Below are 16,460 nucleotides of genomic sequence, written 5' to 3' on the forward strand. Positions count from 1 at the left end.
GAAAATGAATCACTACACGCGCTGGCTTGAGCTGAAAGAAGACAATCCGGGTAAGTACGCGCGCGACATCGCAGGGTTAATGAATATCAGCGAAGCAGAGTTGACCTTTGCCCGCGTGGGTCACGACGCCTGGCGACTGCGCGATGAGATCCGCGAGATCCTGGGCGCGCTGGAGGCGGTGGGCGAAACCAAATGCATCTGCCGCAACAACTACGCCGTTCACGAGCAGGTCGGAAGCTTCACCAACCAGCACCTGAACGGCCATGCCGGGCTGGTGCTGAACCCGCGCGCGCTGGATCTGCGCCTGTTCCTCAACCAGTGGGCAAGCGCGTTTCACATCAGTGAAGCCACCGCCCGCGGCGAGCGGCAGAGCATTCAGTTCTTCGACCACCAGGGCGATGCCCTGCTGAAGGTCTACGCCACGGATAACACCGACGTTTCCGCCTGGGGCGACGTGCTGACCCGTTTTATCTTTGCCGATAATCCACCGCTGGCGTTGAAGAAGCCCGATATGCCTGCTCACGCGGAAAATGCGCAAGCCGACCTCGTGGACAACGAGTGGCGCGCCATGACCGACGTGCACCAGTTCTTCAGCCTGCTGAAACGTCATAACCTCAGCCGCCAGCAGGCGTTTCGCCTGGTCGGAGACGATCTGGCCTGCCGGGTAGAGAACAGCGCGCTGGCGCAGCTGCTGGAGACGGCGCGCCGGGACGGCAATGAAATCATGGTCTTCGTCGGCAACCGCGGCTGCGTACAGATTTTCACCGGCGTGGTGGAAAAGCTGGCGCCGATGAAAGGCTGGCTGAACATCTTCAACTCAACCTTTACCCTGCACCTGCTTGAAGACGCCATTGCGGAGACGTGGGTCACGCGCAAACCAACCGCTGACGGGCATGTCACCAGCCTGGAGCTGTTTGCCGCCGACGGGACGCAAATCGCCCAGCTGTACGGCCAGCGCACCGAAGGCGAGCCGGAGCAAAGCCAGTGGCGCAGCCAGATAGACGCCCTGACGGCGAAAGGGCTGGCCGCATGAAACGGTGGCTTGTCCTGCTCAGCGCCCTGCCCCTGATGTCGTTTGCTGCGCCGCAGGAGAAAATCGTCACGCTCGGCGGCGACGTCACCGAGATTGTCTACGCCCTCGGCGCGTCGTCTTCCCTGGTGGCCCGCGACAGCACCAGCCAGTGGCCGCAGGCGGCGAACATGCTGCCGGACGTGGGCTATCTGCGCCAGCTCAACGCGGAAGGGATCTTGTCCATGCGCCCCACGCTGGTGCTGGCCAGCGCCCAGGCGCAGCCCTCTCTGGCGCTAAAGCAGGTTGAGCAAAGCCACGTCCGGGTTATCGCGGTTCCAGCCGCTAACGATTTGAGCGTCATCGACGAAAAAGTGCGGATCGTGGCGGAAGCGACGCACCGGGAGGCCGAGGGGGAAGCCCTGCGCGGCAAGCTGCGTCAGGCGCTGTCAACCCTGCCCACATCGCCGCTCAACAAACGGGTGCTGTTTATTCTCAACCACGGCGGGATGACCGCGATGGCTGCCGGACAACAGACCGGCGCGGACGCGGCCATTCGCGCGGCGGGGCTGCAGAATGCGATGCAGGGGTTCACCCGCTATCAGCCGCTGTCTCAGGAAGGGGTGATTGCCAGCCGGCCCGATCTGGTGGTGATTTCGCAGGACGGCATCAACGCTCTGGGTGGCGAAGCGAAACTCTGGACGCTGCCCGGGCTGGCGCAAACCCCGGCAGGACGCAATAAGCAGGTGCTGGCGATGGATGATATGGCGCTGCTGGGCTTTAGCGTGCGAACGCCGGAAGCCATCCGGCAGCTGCGTACAAAAGCGGAGCAACTGCCCTGATGTCCCGGCGAGTCGCCCTGTCATTGTGGATGCTGGCCGCGCTGCTGGTCGTCACGACGCTGACGGCCAGCGGTATTGGCGCGCTGCGCCTGCCGATCAGCCTGCTTTGGAACGGCACCGACGAGGCCCTGCGTCAGATCTGGCTGACGATCCGCCTGCCACGCGTGCTGCTGGCGCTGGCGATCGGCGGTTCGCTGGCGCTCGCGGGCTGCGTGATGCAGGGGCTGTTCCGCAACCCGCTGGCGGACCCGGGCCTGCTCGGCATCAGCAGCGGCGCGGCACTTGCCGTCGCGCTGTGGGTGGTGCTTCCGCTCTCGCTGCCTGCACTGGTGATGCTGTATGCCCCGATGCTGGCGGCGTTTCTCGGCGCGCTGGCCGCCACCTTCGTGATTTTCCTGCTCAGCCGTCAGCGTGACGCTTCCCTGTCGCGCCTGCTGCTGGTGGGCATTGCCATCAACGCCCTGTGCGGTGCGGCCGTCGGCGTGCTGTCATGGCTCAGCAATGATGCCCAGCTTCGCCAGCTTTCACTCTGGGGAATGGGCAGCCTTGGCCAGGCGCAGTGGTCGACGCTGCTGGCCGTCGCGTCGCTGATGATCCCCACCGTGCTGGTTATCTGGCGCCTGGCAGGGCCCCTCAACCTGCTGCAGCTGGGCGACGAAGAGGCGCACTATCTCGGCGTGGAGGTGGCCGCCGTGCAGCGGATCCTGCTGCTGTGCAGCGCCCTGCTGGTGGCTGCCGCCGTTGCGATCAGCGGCGTGATCGGTTTTGTTGGCCTGGTGGTGCCCCACCTGGTGCGCATGTGGCTGGGAGCCGACCATCGGGCCACGCTCCCCGGCTCGGTGCTGGCCGGTGCGCTGCTCCTGCTGATGGCCGACACGCTGGCGCGCAGCGTGGTCGCTCCGGCGGAAATGCCGGTTGGCTTATTGACCAGCCTTCTCGGCGCGCCGTGGTTCCTGTGGCTGATCTTTCGTCGTGGAGGTGCGCATGGCTGAACGCTATTGTGCAGAAAACCTTGTTTTTCGCGCCGGGCAACGCACGCTGATTAACGACGTGTCGCTGACCTTATCTCAGGGCGAGCTGGTGGCGTTGATTGGCCCCAACGGCGCCGGGAAATCGACGCTGTTGCGACTGCTTACCGGCTATCTTAAACCTGCTGGGGGACGGTGCAGCCTGGCGGGCACACCGCTTGCGGCCTGGCAGCCGGAAAGGCTCTCCCGCTACCGGGCGGTGATGCGCCAGAGCACGCAGCTCGGATTTGACTGGCCGGTTGAGGCGGTGGTCGGTATGGGGCGTGCGCCCTGGACACGCACGCCGGAAGCGTCGGTGATCGAGGAGGTGATGGCCATCACCGGCTGTTTACCGCTGGCGGGCAGGCAGTTTGCCGCGCTCTCCGGCGGCGAGCAGCAGCGCGTTCAGCTCGCCCGCGCGCTGGCTCAGCTCTGGTGCGACGGTGCGCCGCGCGGCTGGCTGTTTCTTGATGAACCGACGTCCGCGCTGGATCTCTATCACCAGCAGCATCTGCTGCGCCTGCTGAAATCCCTGACCAGCCGGGGACATCTGCACGTGTGCGCGGTGCTGCACGACCTCAACCTGGCAGCGCTGTGGGCGGATCGCATCCTGCTCCTGCACAGCGGCAGGATCGTGTCCCAGGGAGAGCCGGAAACCGTTTTGCAGGCCGATGCGCTGGCGCGCTGGTACGGCGCACAGGTTCACGTCGGCAGGCATCCGGCTCACGCCGTGCCACAGGTGTTTCTCGCCCCCTGACCGGTCCGGATTCTGATGACGCCGACTCCGGCCAGACACTAGCTTGAGCAACTGACCTCCAGCCGCTTGCCCCACTCAGGCGGGCGGCTGACGTAATCATCATCCCGGTCGGCAAACGGCGTGCGCAACGCCACGTGCAGACGGTGTAACTCGTCGTACTCGCCCTGCTCGGCCTGCTCAATCGCCCGCTGCGCCAGCCAGTTGCGCAACACCATCGCAGGGTTCGTAGCGTTCATCTGCGCCTGGCGGGTCGTATCATCCACCTGCTCCTGCTGCAGCCGCGCGCGGTACGATGCAAACCAGTCGTCAAACGCCTGTCTGTCAATAAACTCATCGCGCAGCGGCGAGGCGGAACTGTGCTGCTCCGTCTGGCCCAGCATCCGGAAGGTGCGCGTGTAATCGCTGCCCTCGCGCGCCATCAGGGCAAACAGGCCATTGAGGATGTCGTTATCGCCCTTCTCCTGCGTGACTAGCCCCAGCTTGTTGCGCATCAGCGAGCCATACTCTCGCAGTAAGATCGCCTGATAGCTGTCGAGCGCATCATTCAGGGCATCAACGTCGATGAACGGCGACAGGGTTTGCGCAAGCCGCTGCAGGTTCCACAGGCCCACCGCGGGCTGATTGTCAAAACTGTAGCGCCCCTGATAGTCGGAGTGGTTACAGATGTACCCTGGCTGATAATCATCCAGGAAACCAAACGGGCCGTAGTCAAAGGTCAACCCAAGAAGCGACATGTTGTCCGTATTCATGACGCCATGGGCAAAACCTACCGTTTGCCAGCGGGCAATCAGGGCTGCGGTACGGGCCACCACGTCCCTGAACCAGAGAACGTATTGATCCGCGTCGTCCTGCAAATGCGCCCAGTGGTGACGAATGGCAAAGTCAGCCAGCTGGCGCACCTTGTCCGGCTCGCGGCGATAGTAAAAGTGCTCAAAATGACCGAAGCGCAAATGGCTTTGCGCAATGCGCATCAGCATTGCGCCCTTTTCCACGGTTTCGCGCGCAACCGGCGTGTCGCTGGTCACGATCGACAGCGCACGGGTGGTGGGGATACCGAGGGCATGCATCGCTTCGGAGCCCAGGCATTCGCGAATCGTTGAACGCAGAACCGCACGCCCGTCGCCCATCCGCGAATAGGGCGTCAGGCCCGCACCTTTAAGGTGCCAGTCAACCGTCTCCCCGTTGGGAAGCTGTTGTTCACCGAGCAGGATCCCCCTGCCGTCGCCCAGTTGCCCAGCCCAGACGCCAAACTGATGCCCGCTATAGACCTGAGCTAGGGGTTGCATACCGGCGAGCAGCGTTTCGCCTCCCCAGACGCCAGCGCTCCCTGAACGCTGAAACAGCTCAGGCGGAATGGCCAGCTCTTCTGCCAGCCGATCGTTATGCCAGATAAGGCGTGAATTTTGTAACGGTGTGGGTTTGAGTGCAGTATAAAATCCCGGCAACTCGTCATGCCAGTGAGCAGTAAAAGACAGGGTCATAAGTCCTCCTGCTTTTAGTGTAGAGGGTTTACCCGGACTTAAACACGGGCGAAAGCAAGGGTTATCGCTGCTGAACCAGCGTAGTGACGTGTTCCGCCGAGACGGCAGGCCAGAGTGTTCCCTGCATGGCGCCAAAATTAAAGGACAACACGCGCTGCAACAGACCGTGGTCGTCAATGCCCGAGACAATCACAGACTGGCAGTGCGGCGTGATTTGCCAGAGGATGGCGCGCATAAATGGCTCAAAAGAGAGCTCTGAAGCACGCTGCTGAATGAAGCCTTTATCGAGAACAACCCGTTTAAATAATCCATCGTAGACCGCCTTGAGCGATGCAGCGCCTGCACCAAAGTTTGCCAGCACCAATGGGAAATGGATTGCCATTCTCGCCAGCTGAAGATCGTCCTTTCCGTTATTTAAACCTGGATAATTCTCATTAACAGTAAACTCAAGAAACGGATAACGCTCAAGAATTGAAACAGCGTTTCTATTACTTAATAAAAATTCAACTATTGCAGGTGTAATATTGATCCATGCAATTAACTGATGCTGAATAAAAAACAGTTTGCAGGTATCAAGCAATTGAAGTTTTTCGTTAAACAGCGCTAACTCTTCAGCCGCTGAAAGTCGTGGGATAACAAGCTCAGTGGGGATCCGCACATCGCTGTCGACGCCAGTAAAGTTAACCAGAATTTCTAAACCTTTAAGCTCCCCTGCGCTATTACGGGCAGGCAAAAGCAGCAGTTCAGACTGGTAAGCATTATCTAGCGTAATTATCATTGCACTCGCCCCGCATTAAAGATGAGAGAGGACATCCTGGAGCAATTGCCGACACAATTCCACTGTCTTGATTTTAATAAGATTAATTTCATTAGTTCCGTATTAATTTTCAGATTTTTCCCTGAATCTAAAATAATCTTATCCTGGTTGCAAAATAATAGCCAGTTTTAGATAAAACAGATACATGAGGGATTCGCTAATTTTAGGTAAATTTAACTTTAATCATCTTATTTGAGAAAAAACGGCATGTTTATTCGCTACCATGCCGTGATAAGAGAGGTATACGACGAAGATTATATACGTCGTGCCTGCCAGAAATTTTTACGCCAGTAAACATTATCAAGAGAAGAGCGCATCACGCCGCGGCTCGTCGAGGCGTGAATGAACTGGTTGTCAGTATCATAAATGCCCACATGAAGTCCGCTTTCCCCCGATCCGGTTTTGAAGAAAACCAGGTCCCCGGGCAGGAGGTCGTCTTTATCAATTTCCGTGCCGATTTCTGCCTGTTTACGCGTTTCACGCGGCAGCTGTAAATCAAACTTGTCGCGAAACGTCATCAGAACGAAGCCGGAGCAATCTACACCGCCACGGCTCATGCCGCCGTAGCGATAAGGCGTGCCGCGCCAGTTGCTCAGCTGATCGTTGAGGCTGGCAATGACGGTGATCGAATCTGAAAGCCGTGGGTTAGGCGGCGGTGCACGATGGCTACTGCATCCCGCAAGAAAAAGTGCGGCCATCAGGAGAAACCAGAATCGCATTTTCAGACGAATCCTCTGCTTTTTTTGTTCTTTTCGTAATTTAGCGTGCAATTGTGCTCGCAGGCAAGAAACGCTTACTCCTGCCCGGTCGAAATCAGCATCTTATGGCCCTCAATATCCAGCCTGCGGAACGACATGTTGTACGCGCGGGCAAGATTGGGCGGCGTAAGAACCTGATCCCGCGTACCGCTGGCGATCATCTTCCCCTGCGACAGCAGCCACACCCGGTGGGCATGACGCAAGGTGTGGTTGAGGTCATGACTGCTCATCACCACGGCGATGCCTTTTCGGCTGAGCGCACTTAGCAGGGTATCCAGGGCCGCCTGCTGCGCCACATCCAGACCGCTCATCGGTTCATCAAGAAGCAGCATCCGCCCATGAGGATTACCGGACGGGTGGATCTGAACAATGACAGCCGCCAGACGCACCCGCTGCCATTCGCCGCCGGATAGCTGGCTGACATGCCGGGAGAGTTTATCCTCCAGCCCCAGCGCCGCGGCCACGTCCGTCAGCAGTGCCGTAGAATGTTTGTTGTGCAAATGCAGCATCAGATAGTGCCAGACCGGCATCGCAAAGGGGGGCACCTGCTGCTGCACGAGATAGCTGCGCCGATGCGCCAGCGAGACCGGCGACCACTCGGCCAGCGTATGCTCCAGCAACATTATCTGCCCTTCTCCGGCAGTCATGCCTGCCATCCGTGCCAGCAGCGTGCTCTTTCCTGCGCCGTTTGGCCCGACAAGATGCAGGATTTCTCCCGCATTGACGGCGCCGGTTATCGGCTCCAGACGTTCCTTCTCGGCAACGTCCGTGAGCTGCATCAGCAGCGACATTATTTCGCCAGCGCCAGCTTGATCGATTCCATGACGATCGGATCTTCAGGGGTCATATCCGGTGAAAAACGCTGTACGACCTGGCCGTCGCGACCTATCAGGAATTTTTCAAAGTTCCACAGAATATCGTCTGGATAAAGCGGCGCGCGGCCTTTGCTGGCCATGCGTTCATAAAAACCGCTGCCTTCCGGCGCGACGGCTTTCGGTGCGGCAGCGATCAGCTTCGCATACAGCGGGTGGCGGTCTTCACCGTTGACATCGATTTTGCTGAACAGCGGGAACGTTACGCCGTAGGTAGTGCTGCAGAAGGTTTTAATCTCCTCTTCGCTGCCCGGCTCCTGCCCCAGGAACTGGTTGCAGGGGAAGCCCAGCACGGTAAAACCGTCTTTCTCCCAGGCCTTCTGAATGTTTTCCAGCTGCTCGTACTGCGGCGTCAGGCCGCATTTGGATGCCACGTTGACGATCAGCAACACATTGCCTTTGTAGCCTTCCAGCGTGGTTTTATCGCCATCAATGGTGGTCACTTCAGTATTCAGGATATCTGACTGCATAGCATTTCCTCAGGTTGTCGATTTAACGTCCAGCTTTTAATAGTAGCCAGATAAAGACCGGCGCGCCCAGCGTGGCGGTCACCACGCCAATGGGCAGCTCTGCGGCCGTCAGGGCAAGCCTGGCGATGATGTCGGCCACCAGCAGCGTGACGGCCCCGGCAACCGCCGAGGCCGGAAGCAAGGTTCGATGGTCCGTGATTCCGCACAGTCGGAGCATATGCGGAATCACCAGACCGATAAAGCCAATCGCGCCCGCCAGAGCCACGCTGACGCCGACCAGCCAGCCAATGGCGATGACCAGCACATTACGCCAGAACCCAATCGGCATGCCCAGCTGGCGGGCTGAGGTTTCACCCAGCGCGAGCATATTCAACGGCTGCGCCTGCAGGGCAGCCCACACGATGACCGGCACCAGCAGCGCCATCAGCCAGCCCTGCTGCCAGTCGACGCCGCCAAAGCCACCCATCATCCAGTACATGAGCTGCCGAAGGTCAAAAGAGGTCGAGAAGTAGACCGCCCAGGTCATCAGCGCGCTACAGATGATCCCCAGCGCCACGCCGGCAAGCAGCAGACGGCTGGTCGATAAGTGCCGTCTGGCAAAACGAAGAAGGATGAGCGTTATCAGTAATGCGCCAAGGATCGCGCTCAGGCTAATGCTCCAGCCGGAGAGTTCTCCTCCGCCCAGCATCACCGCTGCAATCAGCCCCACGCCCGCACCGTTAGACACGCCGAGCAGCCCGGGCTCCGCCAGAGGATTCTCAAACAACGCCTGCATAATGGTGCCGCACAGCGCCAGCGCGGCCCCCACCAGCATCACCGCGACGGTACGCGGCAGACGAATTTGCCAGACGAAGAGCTGTCCGTCAGGTCCCCACCAGCTTTCGGGCCCTATCCACCGGTCACCGGCGCAGAGGCTAACGCCTGCGGCGACAATGAGCAGCAGCACCAGAAAAAGCAGGTGACGCCGATCGGAACGGTGCTGGAGATGGACATAATCAAGCATGTTTATGGTTTTCGTAGCGAGAGATGTAATTGATTTTACGGCGGGTTTGCCTGAGAGCGCAAAGAAAAAAGGCCGCGTGGGCGGCCTTTTTAGTTAGTTCATATTACTCTGTTTTGGGCGTTGCGTTTTCGACACGGCTTTTTAACTTCTGGCCGGGTCTGAAGGTCACCACGCGGCGGGCTGTAATGGGAATATCTTCCCCCGTCTTCGGGTTGCGGCCCGGACGTTGGTTTTTGTCTCGCAAATCAAAATTGCCAAAGCCGGAGAGTTTTACCTGCTCACCATTTTCCAGAGCACGACGGATCTCTTCGAAAAACAGCTCTACCAGCTCTTTGGCATCCCGTTTGCTAAGCCCAAGCTTATCAAACAGATATTCTGACATTTCAGCTTTTGTAAGCGCCATAGGTTCAATCCCTCAATGATGCCTGGAATCGCTCTTTTAATGCCTCTACACATTTGGCGACGGTAGCGGCAATCTCCTCTTCTTCGAGTGTACGGCTGGTATCCTGAAGGATCAGGCTGATAGCCAGGCTTTTAAAGCCCTCTGCTACGCCCTTGCCGCGGTACACGTCAAATAAGTTTACGCCAACTACCTGATTTACGCCAACTTTCTTACATTCGGCCAAAATATCTGCTGCGGGCACATTTTCCGCGACCACAACCGCGATATCACGGCGGTTTGCCGGGAAGCGGGAGACGTCCTGAGCCTGAGGAATCACGCGGTCTGCCACCAGGTTCCATTCCAGCTCAAACACGATGGTACGGCCATTCAGGTCCAGTTTACGCTCCAGCTCAGGGTGAACAACCCCAATAAAACCAATGCGTTTGCCGTCTAAATAGAGGGCGGCGCTCTGGCCTGGATGCAGGGCCGGAATGGCTTCTGCGCGGAATTCAATTTCAGATAATTTACCGGTCAGATCCAGAATCGCTTCCAGATCGCCCTTCATATCGTAGAAATCAACCGTGCCTTTTGCCAGGTCCCAGTGCTCTTCATAACGGTTACCGCTGATGGCGCCAGCCAGCATGAGATCCTGACGGATGCCTAAATTTGCCTGATTATCCGGTACAAAGCGCAAACCGCTTTCGAAAATTCGCACGCGGTTTTGCTGGCGATTCTGGTTGTAAACGATAGTGCCCAGCAGGCCCGTCCACAGGGACAGACGCATCGCGGACATTTCGCTGGAAATTGGGCTTGGCAGGATCAGCGCTTCCTGACCCGGGTGGATCAGCTGCTGCAGCTTTGGATCAACAAAGCTGTAGGTGATCACTTCCTGATAGCCTTTGTCGTTCAGCATGGTTTTTACACGCTTCAGGGACAGGTCGGCTTCACGGTGGGTGCCCATCACCAGACCGGCCTGTACAGGCTCGTCAGGGATGTTGTTGTAGCCATAAACACGGGCCACTTCTTCCACCAGATCTTCTTCAATTTCCATGTCGAAACGCCATGACGGCGCAACGGCTTTCCACTCGTCCTGACCTTCGGTTACGTCGCAACCCAGACGCTTCAGAATATCGGTCACCTGCGCGTCGGCAACGTGGTGCCCAATCAGGCGATCCAGCTTACTGCGACGCAGGGTGATGGTCGCACGCTTCGGCAGCGTGGCTTCGTTGGTGACGTCGATAACCGGGCCCGCTTCGCCGCCGCAGATGTCGATCAGCAGGCGAGTCGCACGCTCCATCGCTTTGTATTGCAGCGCAGGATCCACGCCGCGCTCGTAGCGGTGGGACGCATCGGTGTGCAGGCCGTGACGGCGTGCGCGACCGGTGATGGAAAGCGGGCTGAAGAACGCGCACTCCAGCAGAACGTTTTGCGTTTCGTCGTTGACGCCCGAATGCTCGCCTCCGAAGATACCGCCCATTGCCAGCGCTTTGCTGTGGTCAGCAATCACCAGGGTGTCGGCGTTCAGTTTCGCTTCGGTGCCGTCCAGCAGAACCAGGGTTTCGCCCTCTTTCGCCATGCGCACCACAATACCGCCTTCAATACGATCTTTATCGAAGGCGTGCATTGGCTGGCCCAGTTCCAGCAGAACGTAGTTAGTCACGTCAACCACGGCGTCGATAGAGCGGATACCGCAGCGGCGCAGCTTCTCTTTCATCCACAGCGGGGTTGGCGCTTTCACGTTGATGTCTTTCACCACGCGACCGAGATAGCGCGGGCAGGCATCCGCAGCGTCAACCTGGATAGGCAGCACGTCACTGATGGTCGCTTCAACCGGGACGATCTCCGGTGCGTTCAGCTCGGTCTGGTTCAGCACGGCAACGTCGCGCGCCACGCCGATGATCCCTAAGCAGTCAGCACGGTTTGGCGTGACGCTGATTTCGATGGTGTTGTCATCAAGCTTCAGGTATTCGCGGATGTCGGTGCCGATTGGCGCATCCAGCGGCAGCTCAATGATGCCGTTGTGATCGTCGGAAATACCCAGCTCCGAGAAGGAACACAGCATGCCTTCAGACGGCTCGCCGCGCAGCTTAGCCGCTTTGATTTTGAAATCGCCCGGCAGTACCGCACCGACGGTCGCCACGGCCACTTTCAGCCCCTGGCGGCAGTTTGGCGCACCGCAGACGATATCCAGCAGACGGTCACCGCCTACGTTTACTTTTGTTACGCGCAGTTTGTCCGCGTTAGGGTGCTGACCGCACTCTACCACTTCGCCGACGACCACGCCGTTGAATGCCCCTGAAACCGGCTCAACGCCGTCCACTTCCAGACCTGCCATGGTGATCTGGTTAGAAAGCGCGTCGCTATCCAGCGTGGTGTTCACCCACTCGCGTAACCACAGTTCACTGAATTTCATTGTTCTGTCCTGCCCTTATTTAAACTGTTTGAGGAAACGCAGATCGTTTTCGAAGAATGCACGTAAGTCGGTGACGCCATAGCGCAGCATGGTCAGACGCTCCATGCCCATACCGAAGGCGAAGCCGGAGTAAACTTCCGGATCGATACCCACGTTGCGCAGGACGTTTGGATGCACCATGCCGCAGCCCAGCACTTCCAGCCATTTGCCGTTTTTGCCCATCACGTCAACTTCCGCAGACGGTTCGGTGAACGGGAAGTAGGACGGACGGAAACGAACCTGCAGATCTTCCTCAAAGAAGTTGTTCAGGAAATCGTGCAGCGTGCCTTTCAGGTTGGTGAAGCTGATGTTTTTATCAACAATCAGACCTTCCATCTGGTGGAACATTGGGGTGTGGGTCTGATCGTAGTCGTTACGATAAACGCGGCCCGGCGCGATAATACGGATTGGCGGCGCCTGATCCTTCATGGTACGGATCTGAACGCCGGAGGTCTGGGTACGCAGCAGACGCGTCGCGTCGAACCAGAAAGTGTCGTGGTCAGCGCGTGCCGGATGATGGCCAGGAATGTTCAGAGCATCGAAGTTGTGGTAATCATCTTCGATTTCCGGGCCAGTCGCCACGGTAAAGCCGAGCTCACCGAAGAAACTTTCAATGCGATCGATGGTGCGGGTAACCGGGTGCAGACCGCCGTTCTCGATGCGGCGACCCGGCAGAGAAACGTCGATCGTCTCTGCGGCCAGACGCGCATTCAGCACCGCGCTTTCCAGCTCGGCTTTGCGTGCGTTCAGCGCCTGCTGTACCTGCTCTTTGGCTTCGTTAATCACCGCCCCCGCTGCCGGGCGCTCTTCTGGCGGCAGCTCACGCAGGGTTGTCATTTGAAGGGTCAGGTGCCCTTTCTTCCCAAGATATTCGACGCGGACATTGTCTAACGCGGCAACATCTGAGGCCTGATTAATGGCGGCTGTTGCACTGGCAACCAGCTCTGCGAGATGTGACATGATTTTCCTCATTATGTCGGTGCAGACACCGATTTGGTGGAGTTATTCTCTCAAATTCAGGCACAAAAAAAGCCTCCATCGGGAGGCTTATCTGGCGCTGTTTTTCGTTTCATCTTTCACGCGCTAGCCTCCTGAAGTCAGGTGCTAAAGTAAAAGAAGAAGCGGAAAATAGCAGCATTCATGCTTGCGTTACCTTGTTGGGTAAAAACCGTTGAGACCTTATTGAAAAGCCTGCACGGGTAAATGTCAATCTTCTTACAGGGTTATATGAAAAGAGGGAGCCAGGCCCCCTCTCTCAACTGGCTTATGCCAGTGCTGCTTTCGCTTTTTCGACCAGAGCGGTGAACGCTACTTTGTCGAATACTGCGATGTCAGCCAGGATCTTACGGTCGATTTCAACAGAGGCTTTTTTCAGGCCGTTGATGAATTTGCTGTAAGAAATACCGTTCTGACGTGCTGCTGCGTTGATACGCGCAATCCACAGTTGACGGAACTGACGCTTACGCTGACGACGGTCACGGTAAGCGTACTGACCTGCTTTGATAACAGCCTGGAAGGCAACGCGGTATACGCGTGAACGCGCACCGTAGTAGCCTTTAGCTTGTTTCAAAATTTTCTTGTGACGTGCACGTGCAATTACACCACGTTTTACGCGAGCCATGTGTGCTCTCCTGTATCTATTCTAAGTTAAAAAAGTTAAACGAAACGACTTATGCGTACGGCAGGCACGCGATGACCAGGCCCAGATCGCCTTTAGAAACCATGGCTTTTGGACGCAGGTGACGTTTACGCTTGGTAGCTTTCTTAGTCAGAATGTGACGCAGGTTAGCGTGCTTGTGCTTAAAACCACCTTTACCGGTTTTTTTGAAGCGCTTAGCAGCACCGCGTACGGTCTTAATTTTTGGCATTTTAATAACTTCCACTTCGCATTGTTAAATAAACGAAACATAGGCGAACAAAACCTATGAAACCCGAAGGCTCCACAGATTTTGCTGCTTGAAGGCCTTACTGTTTCTTCTTAGGAGCGAGCACCATGATCATCTGGCGGCCTTCGATCTTCGTAGGGAAGGATTCGACTACTGCCAGTTCACTCAGATCGTCACGGACGCGGTTAAGCACTTCCATACCGATCTGTTGGTGGGCCATCTCACGACCGCGGAAACGCAGTGTGATCTTGGCCTTATCGCCATCTTCCAGAAAGCGAATCAGGCTGCGGAGTTTTACCTGATAATCGCCATCGTCGGTACCAGGACGGAATTTGATTTCCTTAACCTGGATAACTTTTTGCTTCTTCTTCTGTTCCTTAGAAGACTTACTCTTTTCATAAAGGAACTTGCCGTAGTCCATGATACGACAAACTGGCGGTTCGGCGTTAGGGCTGATTTCAACTAAATCTACTCCAGCTTCTTCAGCCTTTTCGATTGCTTCTCTCAGACTCACAATCCCCAGCTGCTCGCCTTCCAGACCTGTTAAGCGAACTTCCTGGGCGCGAATCTCGCCATTGATACGATTCGGACGTGCCGTTTGAACTCGTTTTCCGCCTTTAATACCTTATTCCTCCAGTTGTTGAAGACTGCGGCTGCGAATCTCTTGTTGCAGCTTCTCAATCACTTCACTTACGTCCAGGCTGCCCAGGTCTTTACCACGGCGGGTGCGAACGGCAACTTTGCCTGCTTCCACCTCTTTATCACCACAGACCAACATATACGGGACACGACGTAAAGTGTGCTCGCGGATTTTAAAGCCAATCTTCTCATTTCTCAAGTCTGCTTTTACGCGAATGCCCGCATTTTGTAGTTTCTGCGTCAATTCTTTAACGTAATCAGCCTGAGAATCGGTAATGTTCATCACCACCACCTGCACCGGCGCAAGCCAAGTTGGGAAGAAGCCGGCGAACTCTTCGGTCAGGATGCCGATGAAGCGCTCCAGAGAACCGAGAATGGCGCGGTGAATCATTACCGGCACCTGACGCTCGTTGTCTTCGCCAACATAAGAGGCGCTTAAACGCTGCGGCAGGGAGAAGTCCAGCTGTACAGTACCGCACTGCCATGCGCGATCGAGGCAGTCATACAGGGTAAATTCAATTTTCGGACCGTAGAATGCGCCCTCGCCCAGTTGGTATTCGAACGGAATGCCGTTCTCTTCCAGCGCCACGGCGAGATCCGCTTCTGCGCGATCCCAGGTCTCATCGCTACCGATACGTTTTTCCGGACGCGTTGAGAGTTTGACCACGATCTTCTCGAAGCCAAAGGTGCTGTACATATCGTAGACCATACGAATACAGGCGTTAACTTCGTCACGGACCTGATCTTCGGTACAGAAGATATGCGCATCATCCTGCGTAAAGCCACGCACGCGCATCAGACCGTGCAGCGCACCTGATGGCTCGTTACGGTGGCAGCTACCGAACTCCGCCATACGCAGCGGCAGGTCACGGTAGGATTTCAGACCCTGATTGAAGATCTGAACGTGGCCCGGGCAGTTCATTGGCTTGATGCAGTATTCACGGTTCTCAGAGGAGGTGGTGAACATCGCATCCTTGTAGTTGTCCCAGTGACCGGTTTTTTCCCACAGCACACGGTCCATCATGAACGGGCCTTTCACTTCCTGATACTGGTACTCTTTCAGCTTGGAGCGTACGAAGGTTTCCAGTTCACGGAAGATGGTCCAGCCGTCGTTATGCCAGAACACCATACCCGGCGCTTCTTCCTGCATGTGGTACAGGTCAAGCTGCTTGCCGATTTTACGGTGGTCACGCTTCGCCGCCTCTTCCAGACGCAGCAGGTAAGCGTTCAGGGCTTTTTTATCGGCCCATGCGGTACCATAGATACGCTGCAACATCTTGTTGTTGCTGTCGCCGCGCCAGTAGGCGCCTGCGATCTTCATCAGCTTAAAGTGATGACAGAAGCGCATGTTCGGCACGTGCGGTCCACGGCACATGTCGACGTATTCTTCGTGATGGTACAAGCCAGGCTTGTCATCATGCGAAATGTTTTCGTCAAGAATCGAGACTTTATAGCTCTCGCCGCGCTTCACGAAGGTTTCACGCGCTTCGTGCCAGCTGACTTTCTTCTTGATGACGTCATAGTTCGTTTCGGCGAGCTCGTGCATACGTTTTTCGAGCGCGTCGATATCTTCCTGAGTCAGGGTATGGTCAAGGTCAACGTCGTAGTAGAAACCATTATCGATAACCGGACCGATCGCCATTTTGGTGTTTGGCCACAGCTGTTTGATGGCATGGCCCAACAGGTGCGCGCAGGAGTGACGAATGATCTCCAGACCTTCTTCATCTTTTGCGGTGATGATGGCCAGCGTCGCATCGTTTTCGATCAGATCGGAGGCATCCACCAGCTCACCGTTGACACGGCCGGCGATGGTCGCTTTCGCGAGACCAGGACCGATGTCCAGGGCAACATCCATTGGGCTAACAGCGCGGTCGAAATGGCGTTGGCTGCCATCAGGAAGAGTAATTACAGGCATTTTATATCCTTATTTGCAGTGATGCCCCACACATAAGAGCATATACAAAGAAAATAATCGTGATTTGACAATAGATTACGACACCATCTGACCAACAATCGTCAAATTGGTTCGTCATCATTCACCTGCCGGAAAATCAGACAACGCCGGATATACGGCAAGCCTTGCAA

Annotated in this window: 18 protein-coding genes and 1 other annotated feature; of the genes, 4 read left to right on the forward strand and 14 right to left on the reverse strand. The window is 56.7% G+C overall.

The window, feature by feature from the left end:
* Positions 1-4 precede the first annotated feature (4 nt).
* The 4 genes from chuS to ACHH0Z_RS15670 are packed head-to-tail and all read left to right on the forward strand — an operon-like array spanning position 5 to position 3,615.
* Positions 5-1,033, forward strand: a complete 1,029-nt coding sequence (gene chuS / locus ACHH0Z_RS15655) for a hematinate-forming heme oxygenase ChuS (RefSeq protein WP_045406281.1) — start codon at positions 5-7, stop codon at positions 1,031-1,033.
* The gene (locus ACHH0Z_RS15660) at positions 1,030-1,851 is read left to right on the forward strand and encodes a hemin ABC transporter substrate-binding protein (RefSeq protein ID WP_045406284.1); all 822 of its coding nucleotides are present in this window, start codon (positions 1,030-1,032) and stop codon (positions 1,849-1,851) included. The genes chuS and ACHH0Z_RS15660 overlap by 4 nt, the downstream gene beginning before the upstream one ends.
* Positions 1,851-2,843, forward strand: a complete 993-nt coding sequence (locus ACHH0Z_RS15665) for an iron ABC transporter permease (protein ID WP_045406286.1) — start codon at positions 1,851-1,853, stop codon at positions 2,841-2,843. The genes ACHH0Z_RS15660 and ACHH0Z_RS15665 overlap by 1 nt, the downstream gene beginning before the upstream one ends.
* On the forward strand, positions 2,836-3,615 hold the full coding sequence (locus tag ACHH0Z_RS15670; RefSeq protein ID WP_023343942.1) for a heme ABC transporter ATP-binding protein: 780 nt from the start codon (positions 2,836-2,838) through the stop codon (positions 3,613-3,615). The genes ACHH0Z_RS15665 and ACHH0Z_RS15670 overlap by 8 nt, the downstream gene beginning before the upstream one ends.
* A 38-nt stretch (positions 3,616-3,653) precedes the next feature.
* On the opposite strand, the gene selO is transcribed toward ACHH0Z_RS15670, so the two are convergent.
* The 14 genes from selO to thrS all read right to left on the reverse strand — a co-directional run bounded on the left by selO (position 3,654) and on the right by thrS (position 16,290).
* Entirely contained in the window at positions 3,654-5,096 is a 1,443-nt protein-coding gene (gene selO / locus ACHH0Z_RS15675; RefSeq protein ID WP_045406289.1) for a protein adenylyltransferase SelO, read from the reverse strand.
* A gap of 61 nt (positions 5,097-5,157) precedes the next feature.
* Complete coding sequence (locus ACHH0Z_RS15680; protein ID WP_045406292.1) at positions 5,158-5,874, reverse strand: EAL domain-containing protein; 717 nt, start codon at positions 5,872-5,874, stop codon at positions 5,158-5,160.
* Positions 5,875-6,167: 293 nt separating this feature from the next.
* On the reverse strand, positions 6,168-6,632 hold the full coding sequence (locus tag ACHH0Z_RS15685; protein WP_008500650.1) for an NlpC/P60 family protein: 465 nt from the start codon (positions 6,630-6,632) through the stop codon (positions 6,168-6,170).
* 74 nt (positions 6,633-6,706) lie between these two features.
* The gene (gene btuD, locus ACHH0Z_RS15690) at positions 6,707-7,462 is read right to left on the reverse strand and encodes a vitamin B12 ABC transporter ATP-binding protein BtuD (protein ID WP_045406294.1); all 756 of its coding nucleotides are present in this window, start codon (positions 7,460-7,462) and stop codon (positions 6,707-6,709) included.
* Positions 7,462-8,013 (reverse strand): glutathione peroxidase, encoded by a 552-nt coding sequence (locus tag ACHH0Z_RS15695; RefSeq protein ID WP_021241087.1) that lies wholly within the window; start codon positions 8,011-8,013, stop codon positions 7,462-7,464. Before ACHH0Z_RS15695 ends, btuD begins: the two co-directional genes overlap by 1 nt.
* 22 nt (positions 8,014-8,035) lie before the next feature.
* Positions 8,036-9,016 (reverse strand): vitamin B12 ABC transporter permease BtuC, encoded by a 981-nt coding sequence (btuC, locus tag ACHH0Z_RS15700; protein WP_021241086.1) that lies wholly within the window; start codon positions 9,014-9,016, stop codon positions 8,036-8,038.
* Positions 9,017-9,119: 103 nt separating this feature from the next.
* Entirely contained in the window at positions 9,120-9,419 is a 300-nt protein-coding gene (ihfA, locus tag ACHH0Z_RS15705; protein ID WP_013097001.1) for an integration host factor subunit alpha, read from the reverse strand.
* Positions 9,420-9,423: 4 nt separating this feature from the next.
* Positions 9,424-11,811, reverse strand: coding sequence for a phenylalanine--tRNA ligase subunit beta (pheT, locus tag ACHH0Z_RS15710; RefSeq protein ID WP_045406297.1), 2,388 nt, complete (start codon positions 11,809-11,811; stop codon positions 9,424-9,426).
* A 15-nt stretch (positions 11,812-11,826) separates the two neighbouring features.
* A complete protein-coding gene (gene pheS, locus ACHH0Z_RS15715; RefSeq protein WP_021241084.1) occupies positions 11,827-12,810 on the reverse strand; it encodes a phenylalanine--tRNA ligase subunit alpha in 984 nt (327 codons plus the stop codon).
* 62 nt (positions 12,811-12,872) lie between these two features.
* Positions 12,873-12,997: a sequence feature (Phe leader region), on the reverse strand.
* Complete coding sequence (gene pheM, locus ACHH0Z_RS15720; RefSeq protein WP_001386830.1) at positions 12,948-12,992, reverse strand: pheST operon leader peptide PheM; 45 nt, start codon at positions 12,990-12,992, stop codon at positions 12,948-12,950. Its footprint overlaps the feature before it by 45 nt.
* A gap of 117 nt (positions 12,998-13,114) precedes the next feature.
* Positions 13,115-13,471, reverse strand: coding sequence for a 50S ribosomal protein L20 (rplT, locus tag ACHH0Z_RS15725; protein ID WP_000124850.1), 357 nt, complete (start codon positions 13,469-13,471; stop codon positions 13,115-13,117).
* A gap of 49 nt (positions 13,472-13,520) precedes the next feature.
* Complete coding sequence (gene rpmI / locus ACHH0Z_RS15730) at positions 13,521-13,718, reverse strand: 50S ribosomal protein L35 (protein WP_001124225.1); 198 nt, start codon at positions 13,716-13,718, stop codon at positions 13,521-13,523.
* Between the two features lie 97 nt (positions 13,719-13,815).
* Positions 13,816-14,358 carry a translation initiation factor IF-3 gene (infC, locus tag ACHH0Z_RS15735; RefSeq protein WP_023616141.1) on the reverse strand — a complete coding sequence of 181 codons (543 nt, stop codon included), beginning with the start codon at positions 14,356-14,358 and terminating at the stop codon, positions 13,816-13,818.
* A gap of 3 nt (positions 14,359-14,361) precedes the next feature.
* Positions 14,362-16,290, reverse strand: coding sequence for a threonine--tRNA ligase (thrS, locus tag ACHH0Z_RS15740; RefSeq protein WP_008500657.1), 1,929 nt, complete (start codon positions 16,288-16,290; stop codon positions 14,362-14,364).
* Between the last annotated feature and the right edge of the window lie 170 nt (positions 16,291-16,460).

This window comes from Enterobacter cloacae complex sp. 2024EL-00227, from assembly GCF_043945315.1.
GTDB classification, from domain to species: Bacteria; Pseudomonadota; Gammaproteobacteria; order Enterobacterales; family Enterobacteriaceae; genus Enterobacter; species Enterobacter roggenkampii.

Coding starts and splice junctions, on each gene's coding strand:
- chuS (WP_045406281.1), top strand. CDS start 5: ATGAATCACTACACGCGCTGGCTTGAGCTGAAAGAAGACAATCCGGGT.
- ACHH0Z_RS15660 (WP_045406284.1), top strand. CDS start 1,030: ATGAAACGGTGGCTTGTCCTGCTCAGCGCCCTGCCCCTGATGTCGTTT.
- ACHH0Z_RS15665 (WP_045406286.1), top strand. CDS start 1,851: ATGTCCCGGCGAGTCGCCCTGTCATTGTGGATGCTGGCCGCGCTGCTG.
- ACHH0Z_RS15670 (WP_023343942.1), top strand. CDS start 2,836: ATGGCTGAACGCTATTGTGCAGAAAACCTTGTTTTTCGCGCCGGGCAA.
- selO (WP_045406289.1), bottom strand. CDS start 5,096: ATGACCCTGTCTTTTACTGCTCACTGGCATGACGAGTTGCCGGGATTT.
- ACHH0Z_RS15680 (WP_045406292.1), bottom strand. CDS start 5,874: ATGATAATTACGCTAGATAATGCTTACCAGTCTGAACTGCTGCTTTTG.
- ACHH0Z_RS15685 (WP_008500650.1), bottom strand. CDS start 6,632: ATGCGATTCTGGTTTCTCCTGATGGCCGCACTTTTTCTTGCGGGATGC.
- btuD (WP_045406294.1), bottom strand. CDS start 7,462: ATGTCGCTGCTGATGCAGCTCACGGACGTTGCCGAGAAGGAACGTCTG.
- ACHH0Z_RS15695 (WP_021241087.1), bottom strand. CDS start 8,013: ATGCAGTCAGATATCCTGAATACTGAAGTGACCACCATTGATGGCGAT.
- btuC (WP_021241086.1), bottom strand. CDS start 9,016: ATGCTTGATTATGTCCATCTCCAGCACCGTTCCGATCGGCGTCACCTG.
- ihfA (WP_013097001.1), bottom strand. CDS start 9,419: ATGGCGCTTACAAAAGCTGAAATGTCAGAATATCTGTTTGATAAGCTT.
- pheT (WP_045406297.1), bottom strand. CDS start 11,811: ATGAAATTCAGTGAACTGTGGTTACGCGAGTGGGTGAACACCACGCTG.
- pheS (WP_021241084.1), bottom strand. CDS start 12,810: ATGTCACATCTCGCAGAGCTGGTTGCCAGTGCAACAGCCGCCATTAAT.
- rplT (WP_000124850.1), bottom strand. CDS start 13,471: ATGGCTCGCGTAAAACGTGGTGTAATTGCACGTGCACGTCACAAGAAA.
- rpmI (WP_001124225.1), bottom strand. CDS start 13,718: ATGCCAAAAATTAAGACCGTACGCGGTGCTGCTAAGCGCTTCAAAAAA.
- thrS (WP_008500657.1), bottom strand. CDS start 16,290: ATGCCTGTAATTACTCTTCCTGATGGCAGCCAACGCCATTTCGACCGC.